This is a genomic window from Bradyrhizobium sp. NAS96.2, assembly GCF_001908235.1.
GTDB lineage: Bacteria > Pseudomonadota > Alphaproteobacteria > Rhizobiales > Xanthobacteraceae > Bradyrhizobium.
Genome location: NZ_LGHK01000015.1, coordinates 1 through 22,913, shown reverse-complemented (window position 1 = coordinate 22,913; position 22,913 = coordinate 1). Strand labels below are relative to the sequence as shown.

The 22,913-nt window shown below is 60.4% G+C and carries 21 protein-coding genes and 2 pseudogenes; 4 read left to right on the top strand and 19 right to left on the bottom strand.

What is annotated here, in order from left to right:
* Positions 1-335: 335 nt before the first annotated feature.
* Positions 336-731 (top strand): nuclear transport factor 2 family protein, encoded by a 396-nt coding sequence (locus tag AC628_RS03120; RefSeq protein ID WP_074125298.1) that lies wholly within the window; start codon positions 336-338, stop codon positions 729-731.
* A gap of 27 nt (positions 732-758) precedes the next feature.
* On the opposite strand, the gene AC628_RS03115 is transcribed toward AC628_RS03120, so the two are convergent.
* From AC628_RS03115 to AC628_RS03085, 7 genes and pseudogenes are all read right to left on the bottom strand, one after another.
* Positions 759-989, bottom strand: coding sequence for a hypothetical protein (locus AC628_RS03115; protein ID WP_074125297.1), 231 nt, complete (start codon positions 987-989; stop codon positions 759-761).
* 74 nt (positions 990-1,063) lie between these two features.
* Complete coding sequence (locus tag AC628_RS03110; protein ID WP_074125296.1) at positions 1,064-1,765, bottom strand: branched-chain amino acid ABC transporter ATP-binding protein; 702 nt, start codon at positions 1,763-1,765, stop codon at positions 1,064-1,066.
* Positions 1,758-2,492: an ABC transporter ATP-binding protein gene (locus AC628_RS03105; RefSeq protein ID WP_074125295.1), complete on the bottom strand. Its 735-nt coding sequence runs from the start codon at positions 2,490-2,492 to the stop codon at positions 1,758-1,760. The genes AC628_RS03110 and AC628_RS03105 overlap by 8 nt, the downstream gene beginning before the upstream one ends.
* Positions 2,479-3,624, bottom strand: coding sequence for a branched-chain amino acid ABC transporter permease (locus AC628_RS03100; RefSeq protein ID WP_074125294.1), 1,146 nt, complete (start codon positions 3,622-3,624; stop codon positions 2,479-2,481). Before AC628_RS03100 ends, AC628_RS03105 begins: the two co-directional genes overlap by 14 nt.
* Positions 3,596-4,815 (bottom strand): annotated as a pseudogene (locus AC628_RS03095) (substrate-binding protein). Before AC628_RS03095 ends, AC628_RS03100 begins: the two are co-directional and overlap by 29 nt.
* A gap of 5 nt (positions 4,816-4,820) precedes the next feature.
* Complete coding sequence (locus AC628_RS03090) at positions 4,821-5,678, bottom strand: branched-chain amino acid ABC transporter permease (RefSeq protein WP_074125293.1); 858 nt, start codon at positions 5,676-5,678, stop codon at positions 4,821-4,823.
* Between the two features lie 40 nt (positions 5,679-5,718).
* Entirely contained in the window at positions 5,719-7,107 is a 1,389-nt protein-coding gene (locus AC628_RS03085) for an amidase (RefSeq protein WP_074125292.1), read from the bottom strand.
* Between the two features lie 413 nt (positions 7,108-7,520).
* On the opposite strand from AC628_RS03085, the gene AC628_RS03080 reads away from it, so the two are divergent.
* A complete protein-coding gene (locus AC628_RS03080; protein WP_074125299.1) occupies positions 7,521-8,246 on the top strand; it encodes a helix-turn-helix transcriptional regulator in 726 nt (241 codons plus the stop codon).
* A 63-nt stretch (positions 8,247-8,309) separates the two neighbouring features.
* Here the strand turns inward: AC628_RS03080 and AC628_RS03075 are convergent, their stop codons facing one another.
* Entirely contained in the window at positions 8,310-9,485 is a 1,176-nt protein-coding gene (locus AC628_RS03075; RefSeq protein WP_074125291.1) for an alpha/beta hydrolase, read from the bottom strand.
* Between the two features lie 474 nt (positions 9,486-9,959).
* Between AC628_RS03075 and AC628_RS03070 the strand changes: the two are divergent.
* Positions 9,960-11,439 (top strand): annotated as a pseudogene (locus tag AC628_RS03070) (UxaA family hydrolase).
* 147 nt (positions 11,440-11,586) lie between these two features.
* Here the strand turns inward: AC628_RS03070 and AC628_RS03065 are convergent.
* The 4 genes from AC628_RS03065 to AC628_RS03050 form a co-directional block, all read right to left on the bottom strand.
* Entirely contained in the window at positions 11,587-12,381 is a 795-nt protein-coding gene (locus AC628_RS03065) for a DUF6946 family protein (RefSeq protein ID WP_143201422.1), read from the bottom strand.
* Positions 12,382-12,641: 260 nt separating this feature from the next.
* Positions 12,642-14,006, bottom strand: a complete 1,365-nt coding sequence (locus AC628_RS03060) for an amidase (RefSeq protein WP_074125289.1) — start codon at positions 14,004-14,006, stop codon at positions 12,642-12,644.
* Positions 13,993-14,385, bottom strand: coding sequence for a tautomerase family protein (locus AC628_RS03055; RefSeq protein ID WP_074125288.1), 393 nt, complete (start codon positions 14,383-14,385; stop codon positions 13,993-13,995). Before AC628_RS03055 ends, AC628_RS03060 begins: the two co-directional genes overlap by 14 nt.
* 92 nt (positions 14,386-14,477) lie before the next feature.
* Complete coding sequence (locus tag AC628_RS03050) at positions 14,478-15,389, bottom strand: nitrilase family protein (protein WP_074125287.1); 912 nt, start codon at positions 15,387-15,389, stop codon at positions 14,478-14,480.
* Positions 15,390-15,492: 103 nt separating this feature from the next.
* On the opposite strand from AC628_RS03050, the gene AC628_RS03045 reads away from it, so the two are divergent.
* Positions 15,493-15,984: a winged helix-turn-helix transcriptional regulator gene (locus AC628_RS03045; RefSeq protein ID WP_074125286.1), complete on the top strand. Its 492-nt coding sequence runs from the start codon at positions 15,493-15,495 to the stop codon at positions 15,982-15,984.
* A 41-nt stretch (positions 15,985-16,025) separates the two neighbouring features.
* On the opposite strand, the gene AC628_RS03040 is transcribed toward AC628_RS03045, so the two are convergent.
* From AC628_RS03040 to AC628_RS03015, 7 genes are read right to left on the bottom strand one after another with little or no spacing between them, the layout of a single operon-like run.
* Complete coding sequence (locus tag AC628_RS03040; protein WP_074125285.1) at positions 16,026-16,625, bottom strand: ANTAR domain-containing response regulator; 600 nt, start codon at positions 16,623-16,625, stop codon at positions 16,026-16,028.
* A 9-nt stretch (positions 16,626-16,634) separates the two neighbouring features.
* A complete protein-coding gene (locus AC628_RS03035) occupies positions 16,635-17,756 on the bottom strand; it encodes a transporter substrate-binding domain-containing protein (protein WP_083632559.1) in 1,122 nt (373 codons plus the stop codon).
* Between the two features lie 2 nt (positions 17,757-17,758).
* Complete coding sequence (locus AC628_RS03030; RefSeq protein ID WP_074125283.1) at positions 17,759-19,105, bottom strand: amidase; 1,347 nt, start codon at positions 19,103-19,105, stop codon at positions 17,759-17,761.
* A complete protein-coding gene (locus AC628_RS43725) occupies positions 19,105-19,275 on the bottom strand; it encodes a hypothetical protein (protein WP_168193298.1) in 171 nt (56 codons plus the stop codon). The genes AC628_RS03030 and AC628_RS43725 overlap by 1 nt, the downstream gene beginning before the upstream one ends.
* A 2-nt stretch (positions 19,276-19,277) precedes the next feature.
* The gene (locus AC628_RS03025; protein ID WP_074125282.1) at positions 19,278-19,976 is read right to left on the bottom strand and encodes an ABC transporter ATP-binding protein; all 699 of its coding nucleotides are present in this window, start codon (positions 19,974-19,976) and stop codon (positions 19,278-19,280) included.
* Positions 19,969-21,876 (bottom strand): ABC transporter permease subunit, encoded by a 1,908-nt coding sequence (locus AC628_RS03020; protein WP_210190154.1) that lies wholly within the window; start codon positions 21,874-21,876, stop codon positions 19,969-19,971. The genes AC628_RS03025 and AC628_RS03020 overlap by 8 nt, the downstream gene beginning before the upstream one ends.
* Positions 21,877-21,884: 8 nt before the next feature.
* Positions 21,885-22,751 (bottom strand): ABC transporter permease subunit, encoded by an 867-nt coding sequence (locus tag AC628_RS03015; RefSeq protein ID WP_074125280.1) that lies wholly within the window; start codon positions 22,749-22,751, stop codon positions 21,885-21,887.
* Positions 22,752-22,913 lie beyond the last annotated feature (162 nt).

Sequence of the window (22,913 nt, the reverse complement as noted above, 5' to 3'; positions counted from 1 at the left end):
ATGACAGGTGTAGTGGGCGCGAGATTCCCTCCACACGTCGTCCCTGCGAAAGCAGGGACCCATACTCCGCGGCAGGAATAGTGGAAGGGACTCGTCGTTCTAGCATCGTTCAACAATAATAAGCGGTGGTTATGGGTCCCTGCTTTCGCAGGGACGACGATGGGGATGGTTCTCGATTCGAGATGTCAAACTACCGGTGTCATGACCCGCAATTGCGCACCGGGGAATGACGGCGGAAGTAACGGGGCAGCCTCGTCTTCGTGATCGCATCCCTCTTGCCAACTGCACGCGGACAATCGTCAGATCATGCACGCGGGCACAGCCGGGAGGTTGCCATGAACGATCAAGCGGTGCGGGCGGCGCTGCAGCGCCATTGGGACGCGTCGGATGCCAGCGATTTCGAGCGCGAGCATGACATCTACGCCGCCGATGCCGTGCTCGATTATCCGCAATCGGGCGAGCGGATCCGCGGCCGGCACAACATTCAGCAGAGCCGGACGGTGCAGCCGAACAAGAAGCGCTTCGCGATCCGGCGCATGATCGGCGGCGGCGATCTATGGATCACCGAGTACATCCTCACCTATGACGACAGGCCATCCTACGTGGTGAGCATCATGGAGTTCCGCGACGGGCTGGTCGTCCACGAAACGCAGTATTTCGCCGACCGGTTTGACCCTGCGCCGTCACGGGCGCACCTTGTCGAGCACGTCGACGGGACATCGTCGCACTGAGCCGACGCGTTGCCGCAGCAGCGGCCGCTACATGCCGTGGCTTTCGAAAACCTTCTTGCAGCTTCGGCTCAAACTCTCGCGCTTCATCTGCAGACAGTTCTGCACGGCGCCGTCATTGCCGAGGTCCTTGCGGCAGAAGCGCTGCGCATCGCGCGAGCAGGCGGATTGTTCCGACTTGGTGCCGGCATGCTGTGCCAATGCGGCACCGCTGCTCATGACGGCAACGGCTAAAGCAGCAGCAATCGAAAAATAGCGCATCGTGAAGTCCTCCCGCTGCCCAACGGCAGCGGGGGCTCTTCGTTCCCAAAGGAGCCGGAGGGAACCCTGGGATTCTACGGCGCGAGATACCGCAGCAGTTCCGGATCGTTGCGTACCTCGCTGGCGCCGCCTTGCAGCGCGACGCGGCCGCGGTCCAGCACATAGGCGTAGTCGGCGACGCGCAGCGCGAGGTCGAGATGCTGCTCGACGATCACGACCGAGATGCCCTTGGCGAGCTCGATCAGCCGCTCGGTGATCTCCTCGATCACGCCGATCCAGACACCCTCGGTCGGCTCGTCCAACAGCAGCAGCTTCGGATTGCCGAGCATGGCGCGGCCGATCGCCAGCATCTTGCGCTCGCCGCCGGACAGCGTGCCGGCCGGCTGGTCGAGGCGCTGGCCGAGCTTCGGGAAGATCTCCAGCACGCGATCGACCGCGCCGGCACTGGAATTGGACAGCAAGCCGACGGCGAGGTTGTCGCGCACCGACAGGCGGGCGAACACCGAATGCTCCTGCGGCACATAGCCGATGCCGGAGCGCACGCGCTCCTCGGTGCGGCGACGCGTGATGTCGCGGCCGTCGAAGAACAGCTCGCCCCGCGAGCTCGTGAGCTCGCCGACAATGGTCTTCATCAGCGTGGTCTTGCCGGCGCCGTTGCGGCCGAGCACGGCGACGCCGCCGCGCCAGGGAATGCCGATGTTGACATCGAACAGAACCTGGCTGCGGCCATAACCGGCATCGAGATGCCTTATATCGAGGAAGGACTGGTCAGGCACGGCGAAGATAGATCTCCTGGACGTTCTTGTTGGCCTGGATTTCCGCGACCGTGCCCGACGCCAACACCTTGCCCTGGTCGAGCACGGTGAGGCGATCGCAGATGTCGCGGATGAAATCGAGATCGTGCTCGACGATGACGAGTGAGCAATGCTGCTTGATCGGCTGCAACAATTCGCCGGTGACGCGGCGCTCCTCGAGGCTCATGCCGCCGGTCGGCTCGTCCAGCAGCAGCAGCCGCGGCTTGCCGGCCAGCGCCATCGCGATCTCGAGCCATTGCTGCTGGCCGTGCGACAGTGCCGCTGCCGCATCATGGGCGCGATCGGCAAGCCGGAACTGGGTCAGCATCGTCATCACCTGATCGTGCAGCTTGCTGCGGGTGCGCGACAGCACGAGATCCAACAGCGAGGACTGCGCCTGCAGCGCCAGCAGGATGTTGTCGTACAGCGTCAGCGTCGGCAGCACCGAGGTGATCTGGAATTTCAGGCTCATGCCGGCGCGGGCACGCTCGGTCGGCGTGAACGCCGTGATGTCGGTGTTGATGAAGGAGACCTTGCCCGTGGTCGGCACCTCGGCACCGGCGACGCATTTCATCAGCGTGCTCTTGCCCGAGCCGTTCGGGCCGATCAGGCCGTGAAACTCGTTCTCGCCGACGGTCAGCGCCGCACCGTCAAGCGCGGTGAGCTTGCCGAACACCTTGCTGATCCCAGAGGCCTCAAGGAGCGGCATTGCCGGTCTCCTTATTTGAGGCCTTGTTGGGTCCCTTGCCGAACCTGCCGACCCGCTCGCGCTCGCCGAGCACGAAGGAGATCAGCCCGAGCGGGCGGAACATGATCACAAGCAAAAGCAGCACGCCGAGGATGATCGGCCAGACATCGCGGTAATTGTCTGACAGCCAGAACGAGACGCCCTCGATGATCACGGTGCCGATCACGGCGCCGATCAGCGTGCCGGAGCCGCCGAACAACACATAAAGCACGACCTGGGTCGAGAACACGACGCCCAGCATGTTGGGCCAGACGAATCCTTCATGGAAGGCATAGAGGCTGCCGGCAAGACCGGCGATGGTGCCGCCGACCGCGAAGATGATCGCCTTCAGATGCTGCGCCTTGTAGCCGAAGAAGGCGATGCGCTGCTCGTTCTCGCGCAGGCCCGCCAGCGCCAGCCCGAATTGCGAGCGGACCAGGAAGCGGCAGAGCAGATAGACGACCACGAGGATGGCGAGCACCATGTAGTAGTAGATCGGCCCTTCCTCGAACTCGTAGCTGCCGAGCGTGAGTGGCGGGATCGAGGGAATGCCGTTCTGGCCGCCGAGATAGTACCAGCCGCGCGCCAGCCGGTCAGCGGCATAGGAGCCGGTCAGCGTGCCGAGCGAGACGAAGATCACGCTCGAGGGATAGCGCCCGAGCAGAAGGAAGCCGCCAAGCAGCAGCGACGCGGTGAGCCCGATCAGCGCGCCGGCAGGCAGGATCAGCAGGATCGACGTGACGTTGAGATCGCGCGCCATCAGCGCCACGCCATAGCCGGCGGCGCCGAAGAACAGCGCCTGGCCGAAGCTCATGATGCCGGCATAGCCCCATACCAGGTCGAACGACAGCGCAAACAGCGCGAGGATCACGACGCGGGTGGCGAACACCGTCAAATAGTCCTGCAGCACCCATGGCAGCACCAGTGCGATCAACAGCACCAGCCCTTCCACGATCGTCAGGACTTTCCATCCTGCCGATGCCTTCCCTGCCGGCGCGCTTGCGGCCGGTGCCCCCCCGCCCGTCACGACATCCGGTTCCTCACCGACGCGTGCGACAGCCTCTCTTGCTCCACCCATCGACTGCTCAGCACTCCTTTGGGTCGACGAGACCATTGCTGCGCGCCACGATCTCATAGTTCCCACCTTTGGCGACCGCGATGTACATGTTCATCTTGCAGTGACGCTTGCCCGGCACCATCTCGGCGGGCCGCCGGGACCTTCGGCAATCCTGGCATGGTCGAGGGTGGCCGCAACCGACTCGCGATCGACCTTGCCGGCTTCCTTGACCGCCGCCTCCCACAGCTTGAGGCCGCGCCAGGTTCCGGTCGCAGCACTTCCGGCGGCGAACAGGATCTTGCCGGGAAAGCTCCTGTCGTAAGTCGCCTGGATCTTCGCGCTCACGGGATCGCTCGCGGTGACCGCCCTGAAATAGTCAAGGCAGCTGGCCATACCTTCGATCTCGTGGGGCTGACTTATATTCAAGAGGTTCTCATCAGCCCAGACGCAGGCAAGGCGACCTCCGTTCTTCAAAAACCCGGCTTCACTGAGTTGCTTGAATAATGGGCCAACTCCAGGCGGAATGATCGTGTTGAACACAACGTCGACCTTGTTGGAAATGATACGATTGACAGTCGCACTGAAGTCCACTTGATCGAGCGGGTAATATTCGTCGAACACGACTTCGCCGCCATAGGCTTCGATCAACTTTCGGGCGTAGACGTTAATCGTATGCGGATAGATATAGTTGGATCCGGGCAGCGCGAATTTCTTTCCGCCGTTTTTGATCAGCCACGGGATCAGATCGTCGCATTGCTGCGCTGGGGTGGGTCCAGTGCAGAACAGATACGGCGTGCACTCCCTGCCCTCGTAAAGCTCCGGATAGATGTAGAGCGTCTTGCCGCGCGCTACGATCGGATCCTTGATCGCGTTACGCATCGAACTCGTGACGCCCCCAAGGACGAGGTCAACCTTATCCCGCTGAATCAGCTTTCTCACGTTTCCGACTGCGATCGATTCGTTCGATGCTGTGTCCTCGAAATAGAGTTCAATCGGACGCCCCAGGAGACCTCCGTTGTCGTTAATCTCCTTGATCACCATCTTGGCGACATTGGCGTCGGCCACGCCAGCGAACGCGATCGGTCCTGTTAGATCGGTGGCGATACCAACCTTGATGGGCCCTTCCAAAGCGTTCGCCCAATCAGGCCGGACCACCCAGCTTCCGACGCCGGTCGCGATCGCTCCGGTCGCGAAGGCGAAATTGCTCATGAAGCGGCGCCGCGTCAGGTTCGTGCGTTCAATCGACATGGTGATTAGACCCCTTTCCCTGCAATGAGGCCTTGCGGCCGGAACTTGATGAACACAATCGCGAGCACAAAGACGAGGACGTCGGCGACGACGGGCGACATGACCCATGGCAGCGCGGCGCTGAGCGTGCCGATGACGCCGGCGCCGGCGACCGGGCCGATGAAGGATCCGACTCCACCGACCATCACGGCAACGAAACCCTGGATCAGGAAACGGATGCCGAGATCGGCAAACAGGCTGAACACCGGCACGATCAGCGCGCCGGCAAGCCCGGCCAGCGCCGCGCCGAACGCAAACGTCGCGCCGTAGATCAGGGGCGTGGAGATGCCAGACGCGCGCGCAAGCGCCGGATTCTCCAGCGTGGCGCGCACGCGCAATCCGAACGAGGTGCGTGCCAGCAGCAGATAGCAGCCACCCATCACCAGCAGCGTGATCAAGATGATGGTGAAGCGCCAGGCCGAGATGTGGACCGAGCCGAGGTCGATCGAACCGCCTATTGGCTCCGGCACCGTGAGATAGAAGCCGCCGATCAGGCCGCGCACGCTCTCGCGGATGATCAGGCCGAGCGCATAGGTGCCGAGCATCGCCACGATCGGCGCCGCATAGAAGCGCCGGATGATGAGCGCTTCCAGCACGAAGCCGAACGCGCCGACCGCGAGGGGCGCCGCAACCATGCCGGCCCAGACCGGCGCCCCGTGGGCGTAAGCCAGATAAGTCACGTAGGCTCCGAGCAGCACGAACTCGCCCTGCGCGAAGTTGAAGATGCCCATCATGCTGGCGATGATGCCGAGCCCCAGCACGACCAGGACGATTATCGCGCCAAAGCTCGCGATCTCGAACACCGCAACAAACGTACTAGCCATGTGTGGCGATCCAACTCACCCGCTGAAACCTGTCAGATCACTACGGAAAGTGCCTCGAGTGCCTCGAATGCCAGTCGGTTGCTCGTTGGAACGCTGCACCAGCCTGTAGAACGGCGGCCTCATCAAAGTGTGCTCCGATGAGCTGAATTGCCATCGGTGCGCCCCGGTCATCGAAGCCCCCGGGTAGAGTCAGTGTTGGACTTCCCGTGCTGTCAAAGACACAGGTGAAGCGGAGCAGATCCTCAAGGGGAGACATCTGAAGAATGTCGGCGGTGGCGGCGGTGGTCGGGGTCGGCCAGATGGTCACGGGGACGAGAATGACGTCGAGGTTACTGAACTTGGCGCGAAGACGGCTCGAAAATTCCAGACGCGCATGGTGCGCGGACGCGAGATCCATTGCCGTGCTGCTCCGTCCCAGATCGATAAGTGCCGATAGCGCTGATCCGTAACTCTCGGATTTCGACGGATATGTCGCCGCATGCGTTAACGCTGTCTCGGACGAACACAGAATCGGCCAAGTCGAAGCAGCGTTCCGCCATTCGGGGAATGAAAATTCTTCGACAATCGCGCCAAGGTCCTCGAAAACCTTAGCCGCTGCCTGCCACACCGCCACGATGCCAGGGTCGACGCCTTCGGTCGCGTAGGCACGCGGCAGTCCGATCCGCATCCCCGCAACGCTCCGCAAGGCTGCCGCTTGGTAATCTTCTACTGAATCGTGCACAGCGGTCGGATCGGCAGGATCCGCGCCGGCGATGGCTCCGAGCATGATCGCACAATCGACAGCCGACCGCGTCATTGGCCCGACGTGATCAAGGGAAGCAGCCAGTTCGAAGACGCCGTGGCGGCTGACACGCCCCCACGTCGGCTTGAGACCCGTCACGCCGTTGACCGCGCTGGGAAAACGGATCGAACCGCCGGTGTCAGAGCCGAGCGCACCGAAAGTCAGGCCGGCAGCCGTGGCAACGCCCGATCCGCTGGAGGACGCGCCTGCATATAGCTCGGCACCCCATGGGTTTTTGGGCGCCGCGACTGTCGGATGATGTTCTGTCCACGCCTGCTCCGTCGTTTTCAGTTTTCCGAGCGAAACAGCACCCGCCGCCTCCAGCCGCCGCACCGCAGTCGCGCTGTAGGTCGGCTGAAAGCTCTTGTGTATCGCCGTACCTGCCGTTGTCAGGGCAAAATCCGTGTAGAAAATATCCTTGTAAGCCAGCGGAACACCGTGGAGAGGGCCACGCCATCGTCCAGATCCGATCTCGCGCTCCGCGCGGTCGGCCTGCTCCAGAGCGCGCTGCGCGGTTACCGTCACGTAGGACTCAAGCTGCGGATCAAGGGCATTGATCCGGTTGAGCATGTGTTTGACGAGCTCGACCGGAGAGATGGCTTTCGTCCTGAGCAAAATGGACAGCTCTGAAAGTGTTAGATAGTGCATCTGGTTCTCCGTATCCGGCCAACTAAATCTGTAGCGCTCAATAGCCGCCCCACCCCAAAAGCTCGCGAAGAGCTTTTCGGAGCCATCTCGCCGTATCCATCCTGAGGGCCTCAGACCATCTCCCGGCAGGAGCGAGGACAGATGTACCCAGATCGAAGCAAGTACTTCGATTGACTGCCAATCGGCCTATGCTACCTTCGAGCGGATCGTCCCCCGGTCCTGTTTGCTGTTGAGCTTGTAGCGATCTGGAATTCGGGGCGGCATCGGCATTATTGCCGATGGTGGTTTGGCCGCACGACCCTGCACCGGCGGGGGCAGTGTGACGTCATTGTCCGCCGGCGAATTGGGTGTCAGCTGCCGAGCTGTACTTGGCGCGCACCTTGCATAAAATTCACACCGGGGAGGATTGGGGTATGACACCACATATCCGGGACATCACGTCGAGCGAGCTGAAGCTCTTTGCTGACATCGTCCACCGCCTGGAACGGCTGAGTGCTCAGGATGACGTTCGGCGGGCCGCACTCAGCGACCTCGTCAAGCTCCTTCGTGCTGACGGCGGCTGCTCTTGTATCTGGCAGGAGACAAAGCAGCGATTCTGTGAATCGATCTACGTGGGCGCCCCACCGGAAATCCGATCGCTCTACGATGATTGGTACCAGTTCAATGATCCCATAACCTCGCGTTTGCGAGCGGCCCGGCGCGCCACGATCGTCGATGAGGTCCTGGATCGGCGCGAGCTAATCAAGACCGAATTCTATAACGACTACCTGCAGCGCGATGCGCTCGAATGGGGCATCAATATCTACATGTTCGATCAACGGAATCGCGACCTGGGCGATTTCCGGATCTGGCGGCGGCGCGGAAAGACAAACTTCGACGAACGGGAAAAGGTGCTGCTGGACGTCCTGGAACCGTTCATCCGGTCCGCGTTGTTACGGGGACACACTCATAGCGACGGCCTGACCACCCGGGAACGTGAGATCACCGAACTGGTATCACGTGGCTGTACAGACCGTGACATTGCTCGCGTGTTAGGCATTAGTTTTGGCACCGTACGAACTCATATCAGCCGAGTGCTCGAGAAATTCGGCTGCGCAAATCGAGCGGAACTGGCTGCCAGTTTTACGAAAGCCCGGTGACCAGACCGCAGGTCATCACAAGGCATTATGTCCCAGCGCTTCCGAGCACTCAGAGGTGATGAGCTATCGGCGGTCTCGTCCGTTCCCAAACGTGTCGCGCAGAAATGCCTGTAGCAGGCCGCCGACCTCAGCCGGCTGTTCCTGCTGCACCCAGTGTCCAGCTCCATCGATCAAGTGGCAGGCAGCCATTCTTGAACAGACCGTGGCCAGCATCGATTCATAGGCTCCAGGGTGTTGATAGATGCCCCAATCCTGCTTGCCAGCAATGAAGAGAGACGGGACGTCAATACTGCGACCCGACCAGATTTGCAGTTCGGAATTGAACCTGCTTGAGAGAGCACAGCGATACCACTGCAGACCCCCCTGAAAGCCAGTGCGGGCAAACTCTGCACTGCAGAACGACAGATCAGTATCCGGGAGCCATTGGTTGGCGGCAACTGCAGCTGCTGACGGCATATGCTCCGCCACGGTAGCTGGCATATCCTTGTCCCGCTCCATGATGTAGTAAGTCGGCATGTTTGCGAGCTCGGCCGCCGACCACGACTTTAGCGGATACGGCGCCTCGCCTTTCCAATCAGCGCTCTTGTAGTGATAGTAAGCCCGCAAGAACGCATGCACTCCCTGCGGAGCACGGCGCATGTGACTGTCAGCTTCCCGCGTCGTATAGTACCACTGATAGTGCTTCCGCGGCCGCGGCAAGGCCGCGAGTTCACGATGAACGTGGTCTTCCGGTGGAGAAACAGCAACTTCATTTACCGAATTGAACGGAAGCCGAGGCGCGCCGGCGAACGGCGCGCTCATCATGACCACGGACCGGAATACATCCGGTCGTATTAGCCCACACCAGGCGGCGACTGCGGAGCCGAAATCGTGTCCGATTACTGCATCGACGGCATCGTAGCCAAACGCCGCAACAACGCCGAGCGCATCGCGAACGAGGTTCGTTAGCCGAAAGGAAGCAAGATCGCCGTCGTAGTCTGGATCCCACCCGCTTGTACGCCCGTAGCCCCGTTGGTCAGGTGCAATCACATGATAACCAGCCTCGGCCAGGGGAATCATCACCTTGCGCCAGCAGAAGGCCAATTCGGGAAAGCCGTGCAACAGCAGCACGCAAGCCCTGTCAGGTAATTCGAATCCAGCTTCCAGGACGTGTACGCGCAGACCGTTGACGTTTTCTACGTACCGCGAACGGATTCCTGAAGCGAGCGGAATCACAGGTAGTGAGCTTGTTGTCGTCATGCATTCGGTCCTCACTGCTTTCGACGGGCCGCGCACACTCAGCAGCTCGACGACATTCCTGAATTCGGCGGCTCAAACGCCAGGAGCGAACCGTCGCTCCAATGCCCTGTCCCGGCCACGCTGTATCAGGAGAACCCGACGGCTCGAGCATTGGGGCCCCCTCGTCGCTATCGATATCACAAAAGAACCGGATCGATTGTCGCCAAATTGACAGAGACGGACAGAGCGACCTGATAGCCTGGCGCCTCTATTGAAACGAAAGACTCAAACGCTTTCCTGCTGGCGACCGTTTGAGCTCGTTCGCTTCCTCCAGACAACGCCCGATGCTGCGCCGATCAAGCGTAAGCCTGCCGGCAACCCAGCAATACAGGAACTGCGCGTATGAGCGACCATCCCGATTCAACCGCAACACAGAACGTTATTTCAGCGTCGCGAGCAACCGACAGACGGACGCAAGACGAAAAGCCGTCAACGATCCTCCTGAACAGCTCCGACGACGTATTGATCGCGCTTCGCGCTATCGCCGTTGGTGAGACCGTGTCGGACGGGGTAGTCGCGATACATCCGATTCCGGCCGGTCACAAGATTGCGCGACGTCGGATCGAAGCGGGCACAGCTGTTCGCCGTTACAGCTCAGTAATCGGCGTAGCGTCGGCTACCATCGCTCAAGGCGAACACGTTCACGTCCACAATCTCGGCATGAGCGACTATTCGCAAGACAGCAACACTTTTGGCCAGGATGTTCGACCAACGCCTCTCGCGTCCGTGCAACGTACCTTCAATGGCTATGTCCGTGCAGATGGACGCGTAGCGACGCGCAACTATATCGGCGTATTGACCAGCGTGAACTGTTCGGCGACTGCCGCCCGCATGATCGCAGACCATTTCAAGGGCCGTCTTAGCCGACTATCCGAATATCGACGGCGTCGTGGCGCTGACGCACAAGAGCGGATGCGGACTTGATGCCAGGATCGATGGCATCGAAGCGTTGCGACGATGTATCGCCGGCTACGCCGCTCACCCGAATTTCGCGAAAGTGCTCATGATCGGACTGGGCTGTGAGGTCAGCAATCTCGATGGCGTGCTGGGAGGGAGTGCGGGCGACGCGCTTGTTATTCAGCAATCTGGCGGGACCGCAGCCACGGCACGAGCGGGTATTGAACGCATTGAGGCAAGCCTGGAGCGGGCGAACAACATTCAACGGACGCCGGTACCGGCAAGTGAATTGAAAGTTGCGCTTCAGTGCGGTGGATCAGACGGGTACTCCGGAATCAGTGCGAACGCCGCACTGGGAGCTGCTGTTGATCTGATCGTCGCTCACGGTGGAACTGCAATTCTGTCTGAAACGACAGAGTGCTATGGGGCCGAACATATCCTGACCCGGCGTGCCGTTCGGCGAGAAGTTGGAGAAAAGCTCACTGCGCGCGTGAAGTGGTGGGAAGAATTTGCTGCCAGTCACGGAATGGAGATCAACAATAACCCGTCCCCCGGCAACAAGGCCGGCGGCCTCACGAACATCATTGAAAAATCCCTTGGCGCAATGGCCAAGGGCGGCACCACCAATCTCGTGGAGGTCTACGACTATGCCGAGCGCGTGACGGAAAAGGGTCTGGTTTTCATGGACGCGCCGGCGTTCGACCCTGTCGGCGCGACAGCGCAGGTCGCAGGAGGAGCAAATGTCCTGTGCTTCACGACCGGGCGCGGATCAGCCTTCGGGTGCAAGCCGATTCCTTCGCTGAAACTGGCGAGCAACACGCCGCTTTACCAGCGCATGCCCGACGACATGGATGTTAACTGCGGCACCATATTGGACGGAACGGAGACAATCGAAGGGGCCGGCAAAAGGATATTCGATTTGATCTTAGCGACCGCCTCCGGACAGAAAACTGCCAGCGAACGGCTGGGCTACGGGGAAGAAGAGTTTTCGCCCTGGGACAAAGGTATAATGCTTTGAGACTGGTTCATTCATTGTGCGCCTCCGCCATCTGCACGCGAGTGGACGGCTTTGAAATGACCGCTCGCAAGTTGGCACGTCCCGCTGCTACTCGTCCCCAACAGGGTCGTTCAGCCGGGCGGCGGAAGGATGCCCACCTTGTGTTGCCTAGGTCCCGATCCGGTACACCTTGTCGCCCGAGAAGCTGAACAATGAAGTCTCCTGCAATGCGCCTCGAACAGCAACTCCCGTTGCAGGGTTTGCTTTAGGACGATCTGCAATCAGTCTGAAATGCTCGCTCGGTGCCATTTTCATCTCAACCAGATAGGTCTGGAGATCCATTGGACGCAGTAGCTTGTGGAGCAACGTCAAGGCATCAACATAGTATTCCGTCGATGCAGCAAAAACCGGCGTTTCCGGCGAAGTGAATTTGAGGTATGCGAGCATCGGACGCTTTTTCGTAGCGAAAGAAGACGCAGCAGCGTATGCTGATGCTGCCCGATGCAGCATTTGATACTCGCAATCCGCGATTTCTTCGAGCGATTGCGGCGCGCACTCGAGCCTCATCAAGGCCAGCCACCCCTTAAGCACTTTCTCCCGGTTCGGTAAGTCGCCGCCCTTTGAAAGCCAGGTACCGACAGTATCGTAAGAAGGCTCGGTCCACTTGGACTCGATAGCAATGCATACGTCCTCGGAGATTGCCATGAGATCGGTGTGTGACGGCGCCCCTCGCCCCTTCGACTGATGATCGACCTTGAACTCAAAATGAAGGTCCACCGGCATCGACACCTGACAAACACTCAATACTTTGCGAAACGTGTTCCGTTCGTCTTTCACGAGCGCCAATAGCGGCACAGTTGATCGATACGGCGAGTTAAATTCGTCAACATTGTATGAATGAAGCAACGCGGCAAGATCATGCACTGGCGTTCGATCAAAATAGAGCCCTGCATCACTCGTCATGCAATATGATCCTCTCGATGAAAATCTATGAGGACAGGGTGACCGTTTCCGTTCTTTTGAGTCAGCTCCACTTCTCACCCGGCCAGGATAGTTTCATTATCGTTCTCCCGGCTGCCATGTCGACAGCCGATTGCCCGCCGGAATCCTGGTCTGCCGCAGCGCAACAGGATGGTCTCGCCGCAGCTGCTGGCAGTTGGTTCGCCCGGGCCGGGCATTTGGAACGCCCCAGGACTCCGACGGCGTGCATTCGCTCCCGGTGTTCACCTCCCTCTCCCGGTTTCGAGAGCACGAGCTATGGCCAGCAGTTTCCAGTCTTCGTCGCGTTGGCCGACCAGCATCAAGCCGACCGGGGCACTTCCCGGCTCATGTATCGGGATGCTTATCGATGGGCGATCGAAGTAGTTGAACGGGGACGTGTTCCTGATGATCCGGGCCCGGACGCTGCCTTCGTCACGCATGCAAGTCGCAATTGACGGAGCGATGATCGGGACAGTCGGCATGATCAGGGCATCGAAGCCCGCGGTAAGGTGATCCAGCTCGTGTGACAATGGTTCTCGACGCATCAGGCAATCGGCGTATGCAGTCGCTGCGATCCGGTCCCCGGCCTCGATGCACGCTCTCACGTTCGGGTCGTATTCGGCGCCCCTTCGGCCGATTAGATCGCGGTGCCAGGCCATCGACTCAACCGCCTGGATGGTTGCGTTCGGATTCAGGGTCTGGAACACGTCCAGCGTTGGCACATCGATCTCGAGAATTCTGGCGCCCGCACGGGACGCCATGCTGCATGCGCGCGCAAAGGCGCTTGCCACCTCAGGATCGAGCCCCTCCAGCATCCTTCCTTTCGGAATCGCGAACCGCAGACTGGTGAGATCGAAGCCGTCCGTTGGACGCACCTCTTCGCCGGCAATGACACCGAAGACCAGCGCGCAGTCCTCGACCGACCGCGCCAGCGGGCCAACTGTGTCCAGGGTCGTCGACAACGGAATTGCACCGTCGCGGGGCACCCGACGTTGGGTAGGCTTGAAGCCAACTACTCCACAAAAGGCAGCAGGTACGCGGATAGATCCGACGGTATCGGATCCGATGGATGCAACCGCCATACGATCTGCGACCGAAACTGCTGCCCCTGAAGAGGATCCTCCGGGTGTACGGGAGCGATCCCAGGGATTGCCGGGCGTGCCAAAATGCGGGTTCAGCCCAACCGCCGAATAGGCAAACTGCGTCATATTCGTGCGCCCGATCAGGACAGCGCCCGCCGATTTGAGCCGGCTGATTACAGGAGCGTCGGATGCAGCTGGCGCCGCATCGTCCCGTGCCGGAGCGCCGGCCAGCGTCACCTCGCCCTTGACGTCGAACAGGTCCTTCACCGAGACCGGAAGTCCTGCGACCAGCGAACGAGTCTCACCGATCCTTTCCGGGGTGAAGGCAGCTGCGGCAAGCCGCGCCGCCCGATCCCAGACCTTGATGAATGTTCTGGCGCCCTCGCCCGCCGGGTCCTTGATGCGGTCGAGGCATTCTTCCACGAGGTCGATACTGCTGGCCTGTCCCGCGGACAGTCCGGCTGCCAGAGCCCGAATTTCAGACGCACCGGATGACAGTCCGTTCGGTTGTTCATTGCGCTTCATTGGCGGACCAGTCTTTGCTGAGCCCGCCGAGCAGCGGGTGATACATTTCATCCCCGGAGTGCTGCGTGAACTCAACGTTCACCTGATCTGTCCGCAGCTCTAGTATTTCCAGGCACGCGTTGACAAGCGCGCGCGCCAGTCGTTCCCGTTGCTCGGGTGGGCGCCCCTTCCGGATGTCACACATCAGCAGGGCTGCCTCGTACGGCTCACCTGCAGTACAACGCCAGATGCCGCCGTCGTATAGCTCGCGAACGGCCACAGAGATCCGCCTGATGTCTGCTTGCATGATATCGGCATAGATTTCGCCAAAGCGCCTGGCCAGGCGCTGTTTTTGCTCGGCCGGGTAACGTCCCGGCACGTCGATTTGCAGGTAGGGCATCGTTCACCTCTTCAGTGCTGGCGAAACGCCAGGATCGATAGCCGCGGGCGCGCGCCCCTTCTGGCCCACGCGCCCCGGCGGGCATCGCATTGCTATCGGGGAAGTGCCGGCGCTCCGCGGAAGCCGAGCAACTGATCGTAGAGATCGGTACGACGGTCTCTCACCAGGTCGTTCAGCTTGTTCCAGATCGGCGCGGTTCGGGCCTCGACGACGTCGATATCGGCGTACAGGATCGTGTCCTCTTCAGGTCCGGCGATCCGGCCAATCGGCCATCCATTGGTGCCTGCGATGAGGGAATTCCCCATAAAGCCGGCGCCGCGTTCGGTGCCGATCCGGTCGGCAGTTGCGATGAAGACGTTGTTTGCGTGGGCCGCAGTCATGGTGAGATACGCCGCCATGCAGGTACCGCTTGCATCGTAGAGCGGCGGCGGCGTCCACACCCAGCCGGTCGGGATGCAGATAATGTCGGCACCCAGCTGGCTAACAATACGCGCGGCTTCCGGAAACCAGATGTCCCAGCATACCAGGAGACCGATCCGGCCGATCCGCGTCTCAAAAACTGGATAGCCCAGATTGCCTGGCGTGAAGAACAGCTTTTCCTCGTTCCAGAGGTGCGTCTTGCGATACTTGCCGATGTAGCCGTCCGGCCCCACCAGAACAGCAGTATCGAACAGCTGATGCCCTTCCAGTTCGGGCAGGCAGCCGACGATGTAAACCTGATGCTGCTTGGCAAAGGCCTCCCAGCCGCGAATGGTCCGTCCCTCGGGCACCGGTTCGGCATGTGCGAATGCTTCCGCGCGCGAATCGAAGCAATAGCCCGTCGTCGCCAGCTCAGGCAGCACGATCAGATTAGCCCCCTCCGAGACCGCCTGTTGAAGGCGCTTGCGAACAGCAGCTTCGTTTGCCTCCAGATTCTCCAGGCCGACCTGTGGATTAAACTGGACCACCGCTACACGAGCGGCACTCTTGCGCTTGGTCGCGGCGCTGGCAGTTGCAGATGTCATATGTCGTTACTCCGGTGGATTTGGTTCTATTATCGAACCACTTGCACAAACGCTTGTCTAGTCCTATTTTAGGACCAGACGCAATTTCGAGTCCGGAGCGATCATGAAAAGAACGAGTCTCGGGGACGTGGAATGTCCGGTAGCCAGAGCCCTGGACGAAATCGGTGACTGGTGGTCCCTGCTGATCATCCGGGACGCTTTCGACGGGGTGCGGCGGTTCACTGAATTCCAGAAGAGTCTTGGAATCTCGAAAGGGATCCTGACTGCCCGTCTCAAACATCTGGTCTCGATCGATGTTCTGGAAACGGCCCCGGTCTCCGACGAAGGCGGCTACCAGGAGTATGTGCTGACAAGAAAGGGCCGGGATCTCTTTCTGGTAACTGTGAGCCTGCGGCAATGGGCCGAGGACCATTGCTTCGGCAAGGCGGAACGCCATTCGATCCTTACGGAGAAAGTGAGCGGGAAACGCGTGCCGAGGCTTTCACTGCAGGGACGCGACGGCAAGGAGCTTGACGCATCCATGACTTTTGTCCGCAAGGCAGTTGACCTCGACACACCACGGAAAACCGGTGCGCGCCGGGCTGCGCAGCGCTGACGAACCGGAGCCAAAACAGGAGTCGAAGACCCGACCAGCGTCTAGATGTCGCTTGATGCGATGATAGCCTCTGCCACCAGTGCGATCGTCGTGTTCGAGTTCATCGCCTTCTCCCGCAGCCGGCGATAGGCTTCTTCGTGCGGGATATTGCGCGTGGTGGTCAGTATCTCGACAGCCTTCTCGATCTTCCGTCTCGCCTTCAGGGTCTCATCCAGAGACTTGATGCGCTGCTTCAGGCGCGCTTCGTGACTGGCGAGACTGACCGCAGTGGTTAGTGCCGCCAGGATGCCGAAGATGCGGATCGGCTTGGAGATTACGCCGTGGACATTCAGGCTATGAAGTTCGCTGAGTATCTCCGGCGTCTCGTACGCGATGATGCCTATTCTTGCGACGGCATCAGACATGGTCATCCAGCCCGGGGTCTTCCCGTCGCGGCCCGGATTTACAAGGAACAGGACGACATCAACATAGGAAGGCAATGTCTCGGGCGCGGGCCAGACGCCCTCGACCTGGCACCCGATGCGCTTGATGTGCGCGAGAAACAGTGCGCGTTCCTCATCGTCAGGATGAATGACGAGGACCCGCATCCGACGCAACCGCCGAAGCAGGTCCTGATCGTTCAGTGAAATGCGGTCGCTCATCCTCAAGCCTCACGCGACCAAAGAACGATCGTACGAAATCAGATAGGGATCTGGCCGGACAGCCCCTGCACTCTTCCACACAATCTCGAAGCTGCCGTTCTCGGAAGCCCTGCCGATCATCGGTCGCATCAGGAAGTGGTTATTGTCGAGATCGATCACCTTGTCCCCCGCAGGCCCCCTGAATACAGCGCCGGACAGGATCGGAAGGATGGACTCGCTATCGGAGTCTCCGGCCTGCCTTACTGCATCTGCAAACATGTGGGCGAGCGCATAGCCGGCTTCTGTGTAGACACCCGGTACCTTGTCGAGGCCATATCGCTTTTGATAGGCGGCGACGAACTCTGGGTTCTGCGGCGTGTCCAGCGAGCCGAAATACGTCAATGCTGAAAGATGGCCGGCACGCGCCTCTGGCGACATGCTGGCCAGCTCCGATTCCGTTGTGGTGAGCGACGCGATCGGAACGTTGCGTCCTTGCCGGACCTTGTTGAAGGCCTCGTACAGGACGACGGTATCTTCGCCGACGACGGTTGAAATGATCGCTTGCGGTTCCTTCGCAACGAGTTGTTCGAGGAACGGCTCAAAGCGTTCTCTTGTGGTCGCGAAAGGAAGGTAAACCTCCCCGACGACTTTTCCGCCACTCTCGGTGAGAAACTCCTTGACGATGCGGTTGATCTCGCGCGCGTACAGGGTATCGGATCCAATCAGGCCGACATGCTTCCCGAAACTGGCGAATAGATACTCCAGTAGCGGGACAATCACCTGGTTCGGAACGGCCCCTCCGTAAATCACATTGGGAGAATACTCGAAACCCTCATAGACAGATGGATAGAGCAACACGCCGTTATAGCGCTCGACGACGGGCACGACCTTCTTTCGGCTGGTCGACAGGCAGCACCCCACAATTGCACGGACGCGCTGACGAAGCAGGAGATCAGTAGCCAATTCCTCATATCGCCGGTCATCGCCAGCCGGATTGGCAATTACCGGCTCGAGGGGCCGGCCATTGATACCGCCGCTAGCGTTGATCTCATCGCAGGCAATGAGAACGCCTTCGATATTCGCGTTCTCCGTCACAGCCATCGGCCCGGTCTGCGAGAACAGGACGCCTAGTTTGACCGTCTCTCCGTCCATCGTCATGCGTCCATGTTGATCCGTCGATCCATCCATTGTGCAACGGCCAGAAGACGTTCGTCCTGACCATACTGTCCCATCAACATCATGCCGACGGGCAGTCCTTCGGACGAACTTCCGCACGGGATCGAAATGCAGGGAAGTCCCGCCAGGTTTCCGATCCAGCAGAACCAGGTCATGCTATCCTGCGTCGTCACCCGCCGGCCGCCAAAGGTCTGCCAGTCGTCTCCGATCTTCGGAGCAACGACCGGCAAGGTCGGAAGCACGAGCGCATCCCAGTCACCAAGACCGTTCAGCTGCGTGGTGAGTTGGCCACGAATTCGCTGGGCTTTCAACAGCTCGACGCCGGAGATCCGGGTTCCGGCCTCGAGATGTGCCCTGGTCAGGGCGCTGAACCCTGACGGATTTCGGGCAAGGAGCTCAGCGTGATATGAAGATGCTTCGCAATGGAGGATCGCTTCCCACGCTGCAAAGTACGACGAAACTCCCTCCAGCTCGCGATTGGTAACGTCGGCTCCCGAGTGTCGAAGCGCCGACAGAAAGCTTCGATCAACATCATCGGAGCGCTCTAGCCCCTCGCCTGCCAGATTGATCAGCCGAGGCCTGTCGAGGCGTTCGACAGGTCCGAAAGCGGGAGACCGCAAGGTGGCGGGATCGTTCGCGTCCTCGCCGCAGATGAACGGCATCAGGTGGATGATATCGTCAAGTGCCGCCGTGATCGGCCCCGGGGCGTCGAGGGACCAGCTAAGTGGAAGAACCCCGTGGCGGGAGGCCCGGCCATAGCTCGGCTTGAAGCCGTAGATGCCACAGGCTCCGGACGGAATACGGATCGAACCTCCAGTGTCGCTGCCGAGCGCAGCTGCAACGATACCGGCCGCGACTGCAGCGCCGGAGCCGCCGCTGCTGCCTCCCGTAATGTGATCACGGTTGCGGGGATTCCGGGTCGCGCCGAAGCTGGAGGCCGAGTTTGTCGCGCCATATGCCCACTCATGCATGTTGGTCTTCGCAAAGATAACCGCCCCTGCCTTGCGAAGATTTGCAACGATTGTGGCGTCCCGCCCCTGACGCTCCAGCGGCAATGCCCTGGAGCAGGCGGTCGTCGGATAGTCCTCAGTGAGGTAGTTATCCTTGATGGCGATCGGCACCCCGTCGAGCGCGCTCATGGGCCTGCCTCCTTGCCGCCGCTCGTCGGCCTCCCTCGCCTGCCTCATGACAAGGTCAGGATCGAGGGCTACGAAAGCATTAAGATCGGAATGTCGCGCCGCCAGCTCGAGGGCGCCGGCGGCGAGTTTCGAAGGCGAACTGACGCCGGACGCGAGCGCTTCGATCTGTTGGGTAAGGGTCTGCATCACGGTTGCGTCGCGTCCTGTGTTCCGGGAATAAAGAAGTGAGATGGTTCGGCCCCGATCAGGCGATCCGCGCAGTCAAGGCCTTCGCGGATTCGCTTCAGGGTCGCGGCGATTTGCTCATGTTGCTCCTCGGTCAATCCTGTTGACATGGATCCGGACATTTCGCGCATGGTCAGACTCCGAGCAATTGTTGCTGCAGTTTCCTGTCGGCCCGCAAACTCTCGCGATCAGTCTCGAGCCGCACACTGCCCTTCTCCATGACGTACGCACGCGTAGCGATCGACAGGCAGAAATCGAGATCCTGTTCTGCGACCAGAATGGCAACCCCGCGCTCGCGGTTGATGCGCTTCAGGATACCGGCCATCTCGTCGATGATTGATGGCTGGACCCCCTCGGTAGGCTCGTCGAGGAGCAGTATCTTCGGCCCGGTCGCCAAGGCGCGGGCAAGAGCCAGCACCTGTTGCTGCCCGCCAGACAGGCCGCCGGCAAGATCATCCGCCTTCGGGCGGAGCATCGGAAATTCCCGAAGGGCAGATTCCACTGCCACGCGGCCGCTGTGGCCATTGGTTTCAGCCGCGACTGCGATATTCTCCGTAACCGTCATCCGGGGGAAGACGTACCGGCCTTGCGGCACATAGCCGACGCCCGCCTTCGCGCGCCTGGCAGGCGATTCTGGCACGCTATGGCCATCAATCTCGACATGGCCCGAAAATGCCGGGATCAGGGCCATGGCGAAACGCATCAGCGTGGACTTCCCGACGCCGTTGCGTCCCAGCAACGCAACGATCTCGGCCTTCTCTACCGTGATCGAGACATCACGGATAATGACAGTCTTCCCGTATCCGCCGGTCGCGTTGACAACCCTAAACATGCTCGCGCCTCCCGAGATAGATGTCGAGAACGCGATCATCTGTGCGCAGTGCAGCTATGTCGCCTTCTGCGAAGACCTGCCCCTGATGGAGCACCGTGACGTGACCTTCGAGAGTTCTGACGAACTCCATATCGTGCTCCACGACAATCACAGTCGTGTGCCGTGCAAGGGTCCGAACGAGAGACGAGAGCTCGCGTGTTTCTTCATTTGTCATACCGGCCGCCGGCTCGTCGAGCAGTACGACGCGGGGTGCGAGACAAAGCACCATGCCGATGTCCAGCCATTGTTGCTGTCCGTGCGAGAGAGCCGAAGCCTGGACTTTTGCCTGCCGTTCGAAACCCAGCATGGCAAGTATCCGGCGGCTCACATCAGCCGCTGCCTGCCGGTCGCGAGTACGGGCAAAGGCAGCAATCGACAGGTTCTCATCCACAGTCAGTTCGCCGAATATCTGTGGCTTCTGGTTCTTCACGCCGATACCCTGACGAACGCGTTCGAAGATTGGCGCGTTCGTCGCATCCACGTCGCCGACCGTCACTGATCCGGCCTCGGGCATGTAGATGCCGACGCAGACCTTCAGATACGAACTCTTTCCCGCGCCATTCGGCCCGATCAGCGAATATGGTCGTCCGGGCTCGAAGGTGCGCGCTACCTTGTTGACCGGGATGACGCCACCGAAGTGCTTGTAGAGATCGACAGTCGCAAGACGCTTTGCCGGCCCCGCCTGCTCCTCGGCTTCAACAAGAATGCCTTCGAGCACAGCGGGATCAATTAAAACGGCGCCGGCGTCGCGGGCTGCCGCATTCGGGTCTGGAAGCGTTCTTCGCCAGAGCTCGCCGACAGCGCCTACCAGACCGTTCTTCAGAAAGAGAACCAGCAGGATCAGGACGATGCCGAGGATCAGCGTCGTCTGGCCGCCGACGGCCCCGCCGCCCAGGTAGTAGGACAGGCCACCGATCGCGAAAGCACCGACAAAGGCCCCCGCCAGCGTACCCAGACCGCCGACCAGTACATAGATCGGCACGAGGAGCGCTTCCTGAACCGAGAAAATCGACGGGTTGAGGTAATTGGCCCAGGCCCCGAACATCGCGCCTGCGAGCCCGGCGATTGCTCCTGCGAGGGAGAAACTGGCGACCTGATATTTGCGAATATCGTAGCCGAGAAGTTCCGTCTTCTGCGGGTCAATTCGAATGCAGTCGATGACGCGGCCGAACGTACCGCGCATCAGCCACCAGCACAGGAAGTAAATTGCAGCTGACACAATGACGACCGTGACGAACACTCCGACGGGACCGGCGGATTCCGCACCTTGCCCGAATCCGGGTACCACGCCCGGGATGTTCGACAGGCCATTGTCGCCGCCGACCACCGCGTGCCCGATCGTGATCTTGAAGGATTGCGTCAGCGACCACAAAAGCAGCGTAAAAGTGTAGGAAAGGATCGTCGCCTGCAACGGTCCCATGCGCGCAAGGAAGATAATCGAACCGAGTGCACCCGCACTGGCAGCTCCGAAGATGGCGCCAGCCGGAAGGCTCCAGACAAGCGTGTTGCCCGTCAGTGGCGCCATGTTGATGGCAATGATGCTGCCGAAATAGCCGCCGAGACCGTAGAAGGCGGTTTGTCCAAGAGACAGCAGGCCGCCTCTCCCCCAGACAAGATCAAGGCTGAGACCGAGCAAACCAAAGATCACCCAGGACGTAGCAACGTATGCCAGATAGGGATCAATGAAGCCTGCGGCTGTGAGTGCCCCGCCTGTCGCCAGAAGCGGAAAGATCAGGCCGGCGTTCCGGTAGATTTTTTCGGACAGCCCCATATCGCAACCCACTTCCTGTGCCGTCCGGACCTGATCCTGAGCTGGTATCGCCAGGGTTGATATACGCGGTTCTTTCAAGGACAGATTCATGGCCCGTCTCACATCTTGCTGCGCCACCTGGCCGTTATCCCGAGCGGATAAAGCCAGAGGAGGAACGCAGTGATCAGAAAGAAGAAGGCGTCGCCTGCTACCGAAGTCATGAAGCTCGCCGTCATGGAGGCACCGCCGCCGAGCCCGATCGCTGTCAGCGCGCTGCCGGTCAGCGTCACCGGACCAGCCACCACGACGGTAAGAAACGCCTTGATGACAAAGGCGAAGCCCATGGAGGGGGTCGCCGGCACGATAGGTAGCAGAACGGCACCTGCAAAACCCGCGAGGCCGCATCCGATCGCAAACGTGAGCGTATTGACGCGATACGACTCGATGCCGATTGCGCGTGCCATCTCCGGCATCTGGATCGCTGCGCGCGCCTTCATGCCGTACACAGTGTGCGTCATGAGGACGTAGACGAAAAGCGTCGCGAGCATGGCGACGCCGATCATCAGAAGCGGATAGCCAGCGAGACTATAGTTGCCGATCTTCAGGCTGTACTGCGGCATACCGATGCCCGGCGTAACCGTACCGAAGATCATGACCGCAAGCTGATAGAACGCGATACTGAGCCCCCAGGTCGCCAGCATCGTGTCAAACAGGCGACCGTAGAGACGGCGGATGATCAGTACTTCGACAGCCGCACCGATGGCCATGGTGACAAGAACGGCAATCGGGATCGCGAAGATAAACGGGACTCCGTATCGGGTGGCCGTCAGGGCTGCATAGCCCCCGATCATCAGAAACTCACCATGAGCAAGATTGATAACCCCCATCAACCCGAATACGACCGCAAGGCCAATTGTCGCGATCAAGAGGATCGACGCGCTCGACAACGACGACAGCAACACGGTTGCCAGGTAATCCAGTTCCATAATCAACCCTTCCTCCAACGACGGGGCGCGCGGTTTGATAGCGCGCGCCCCTCGACGTCTACTTGCTCTCTGGTGCAAAATGCTGGGCGAGCGTGGGGTTTGCGACCAGGTCGCACTTCTCGTTCTCATAGGCCGGCGCGACATCCCTGAACGTCTCGACGA

What these genes read in the sequence shown, in the direction of transcription:
- AC628_RS03120 (WP_074125298.1), top strand. Translation starts at nt 336, where the DNA reads ATGAACGATCAAGCGGTGCGGGCGGCGCTGCAGCGCCATTGGGACGCG.
- AC628_RS03115 (WP_074125297.1), bottom strand. Translation starts at nt 989, where the DNA reads ATGCGCTATTTTTCGATTGCTGCTGCTTTAGCCGTTGCCGTCATGAGC.
- AC628_RS03105 (WP_074125295.1), bottom strand. Translation starts at nt 2,492, where the DNA reads ATGCCGCTCCTTGAGGCCTCTGGGATCAGCAAGGTGTTCGGCAAGCTC.
- AC628_RS03100 (WP_074125294.1), bottom strand. Translation starts at nt 3,624, where the DNA reads ATGGTCTCGTCGACCCAAAGGAGTGCTGAGCAGTCGATGGGTGGAGCA.
- AC628_RS03090 (WP_074125293.1), bottom strand. Translation starts at nt 5,678, where the DNA reads ATGGCTAGTACGTTTGTTGCGGTGTTCGAGATCGCGAGCTTTGGCGCG.
- AC628_RS03085 (WP_074125292.1), bottom strand. Translation starts at nt 7,107, where the DNA reads ATGCACTATCTAACACTTTCAGAGCTGTCCATTTTGCTCAGGACGAAA.
- AC628_RS03080 (WP_074125299.1), top strand. Translation starts at nt 7,521, where the DNA reads ATGACACCACATATCCGGGACATCACGTCGAGCGAGCTGAAGCTCTTT.
- AC628_RS03075 (WP_074125291.1), bottom strand. Translation starts at nt 9,485, where the DNA reads ATGACGACAACAAGCTCACTACCTGTGATTCCGCTCGCTTCAGGAATC.
- AC628_RS03065 (WP_143201422.1), bottom strand. Translation starts at nt 12,381, where the DNA reads ATGACGAGTGATGCAGGGCTCTATTTTGATCGAACGCCAGTGCATGAT.
- AC628_RS03060 (WP_074125289.1), bottom strand. Translation starts at nt 14,006, where the DNA reads ATGAAGCGCAATGAACAACCGAACGGACTGTCATCCGGTGCGTCTGAA.
- AC628_RS03055 (WP_074125288.1), bottom strand. Translation starts at nt 14,385, where the DNA reads ATGCCCTACCTGCAAATCGACGTGCCGGGACGTTACCCGGCCGAGCAA.
- AC628_RS03050 (WP_074125287.1), bottom strand. Translation starts at nt 15,389, where the DNA reads ATGACATCTGCAACTGCCAGCGCCGCGACCAAGCGCAAGAGTGCCGCT.
- AC628_RS03045 (WP_074125286.1), top strand. Translation starts at nt 15,493, where the DNA reads ATGAAAAGAACGAGTCTCGGGGACGTGGAATGTCCGGTAGCCAGAGCC.
- AC628_RS03040 (WP_074125285.1), bottom strand. Translation starts at nt 16,625, where the DNA reads ATGAGCGACCGCATTTCACTGAACGATCAGGACCTGCTTCGGCGGTTG.
- AC628_RS03035 (WP_083632559.1), bottom strand. Translation starts at nt 17,756, where the DNA reads ATGGACGGAGAGACGGTCAAACTAGGCGTCCTGTTCTCGCAGACCGGG.
- AC628_RS03030 (WP_074125283.1), bottom strand. Translation starts at nt 19,105, where the DNA reads ATGCAGACCCTTACCCAACAGATCGAAGCGCTCGCGTCCGGCGTCAGT.
- AC628_RS43725 (WP_168193298.1), bottom strand. Translation starts at nt 19,275, where the DNA reads ATGCGCGAAATGTCCGGATCCATGTCAACAGGATTGACCGAGGAGCAA.
- AC628_RS03025 (WP_074125282.1), bottom strand. Translation starts at nt 19,976, where the DNA reads ATGTTTAGGGTTGTCAACGCGACCGGCGGATACGGGAAGACTGTCATT.
- AC628_RS03020 (WP_210190154.1), bottom strand. Translation starts at nt 21,876, where the DNA reads ATGAATCTGTCCTTGAAAGAACCGCGTATATCAACCCTGGCGATACCA.
- AC628_RS03015 (WP_074125280.1), bottom strand. Translation starts at nt 22,751, where the DNA reads ATGGAACTGGATTACCTGGCAACCGTGTTGCTGTCGTCGTTGTCGAGC.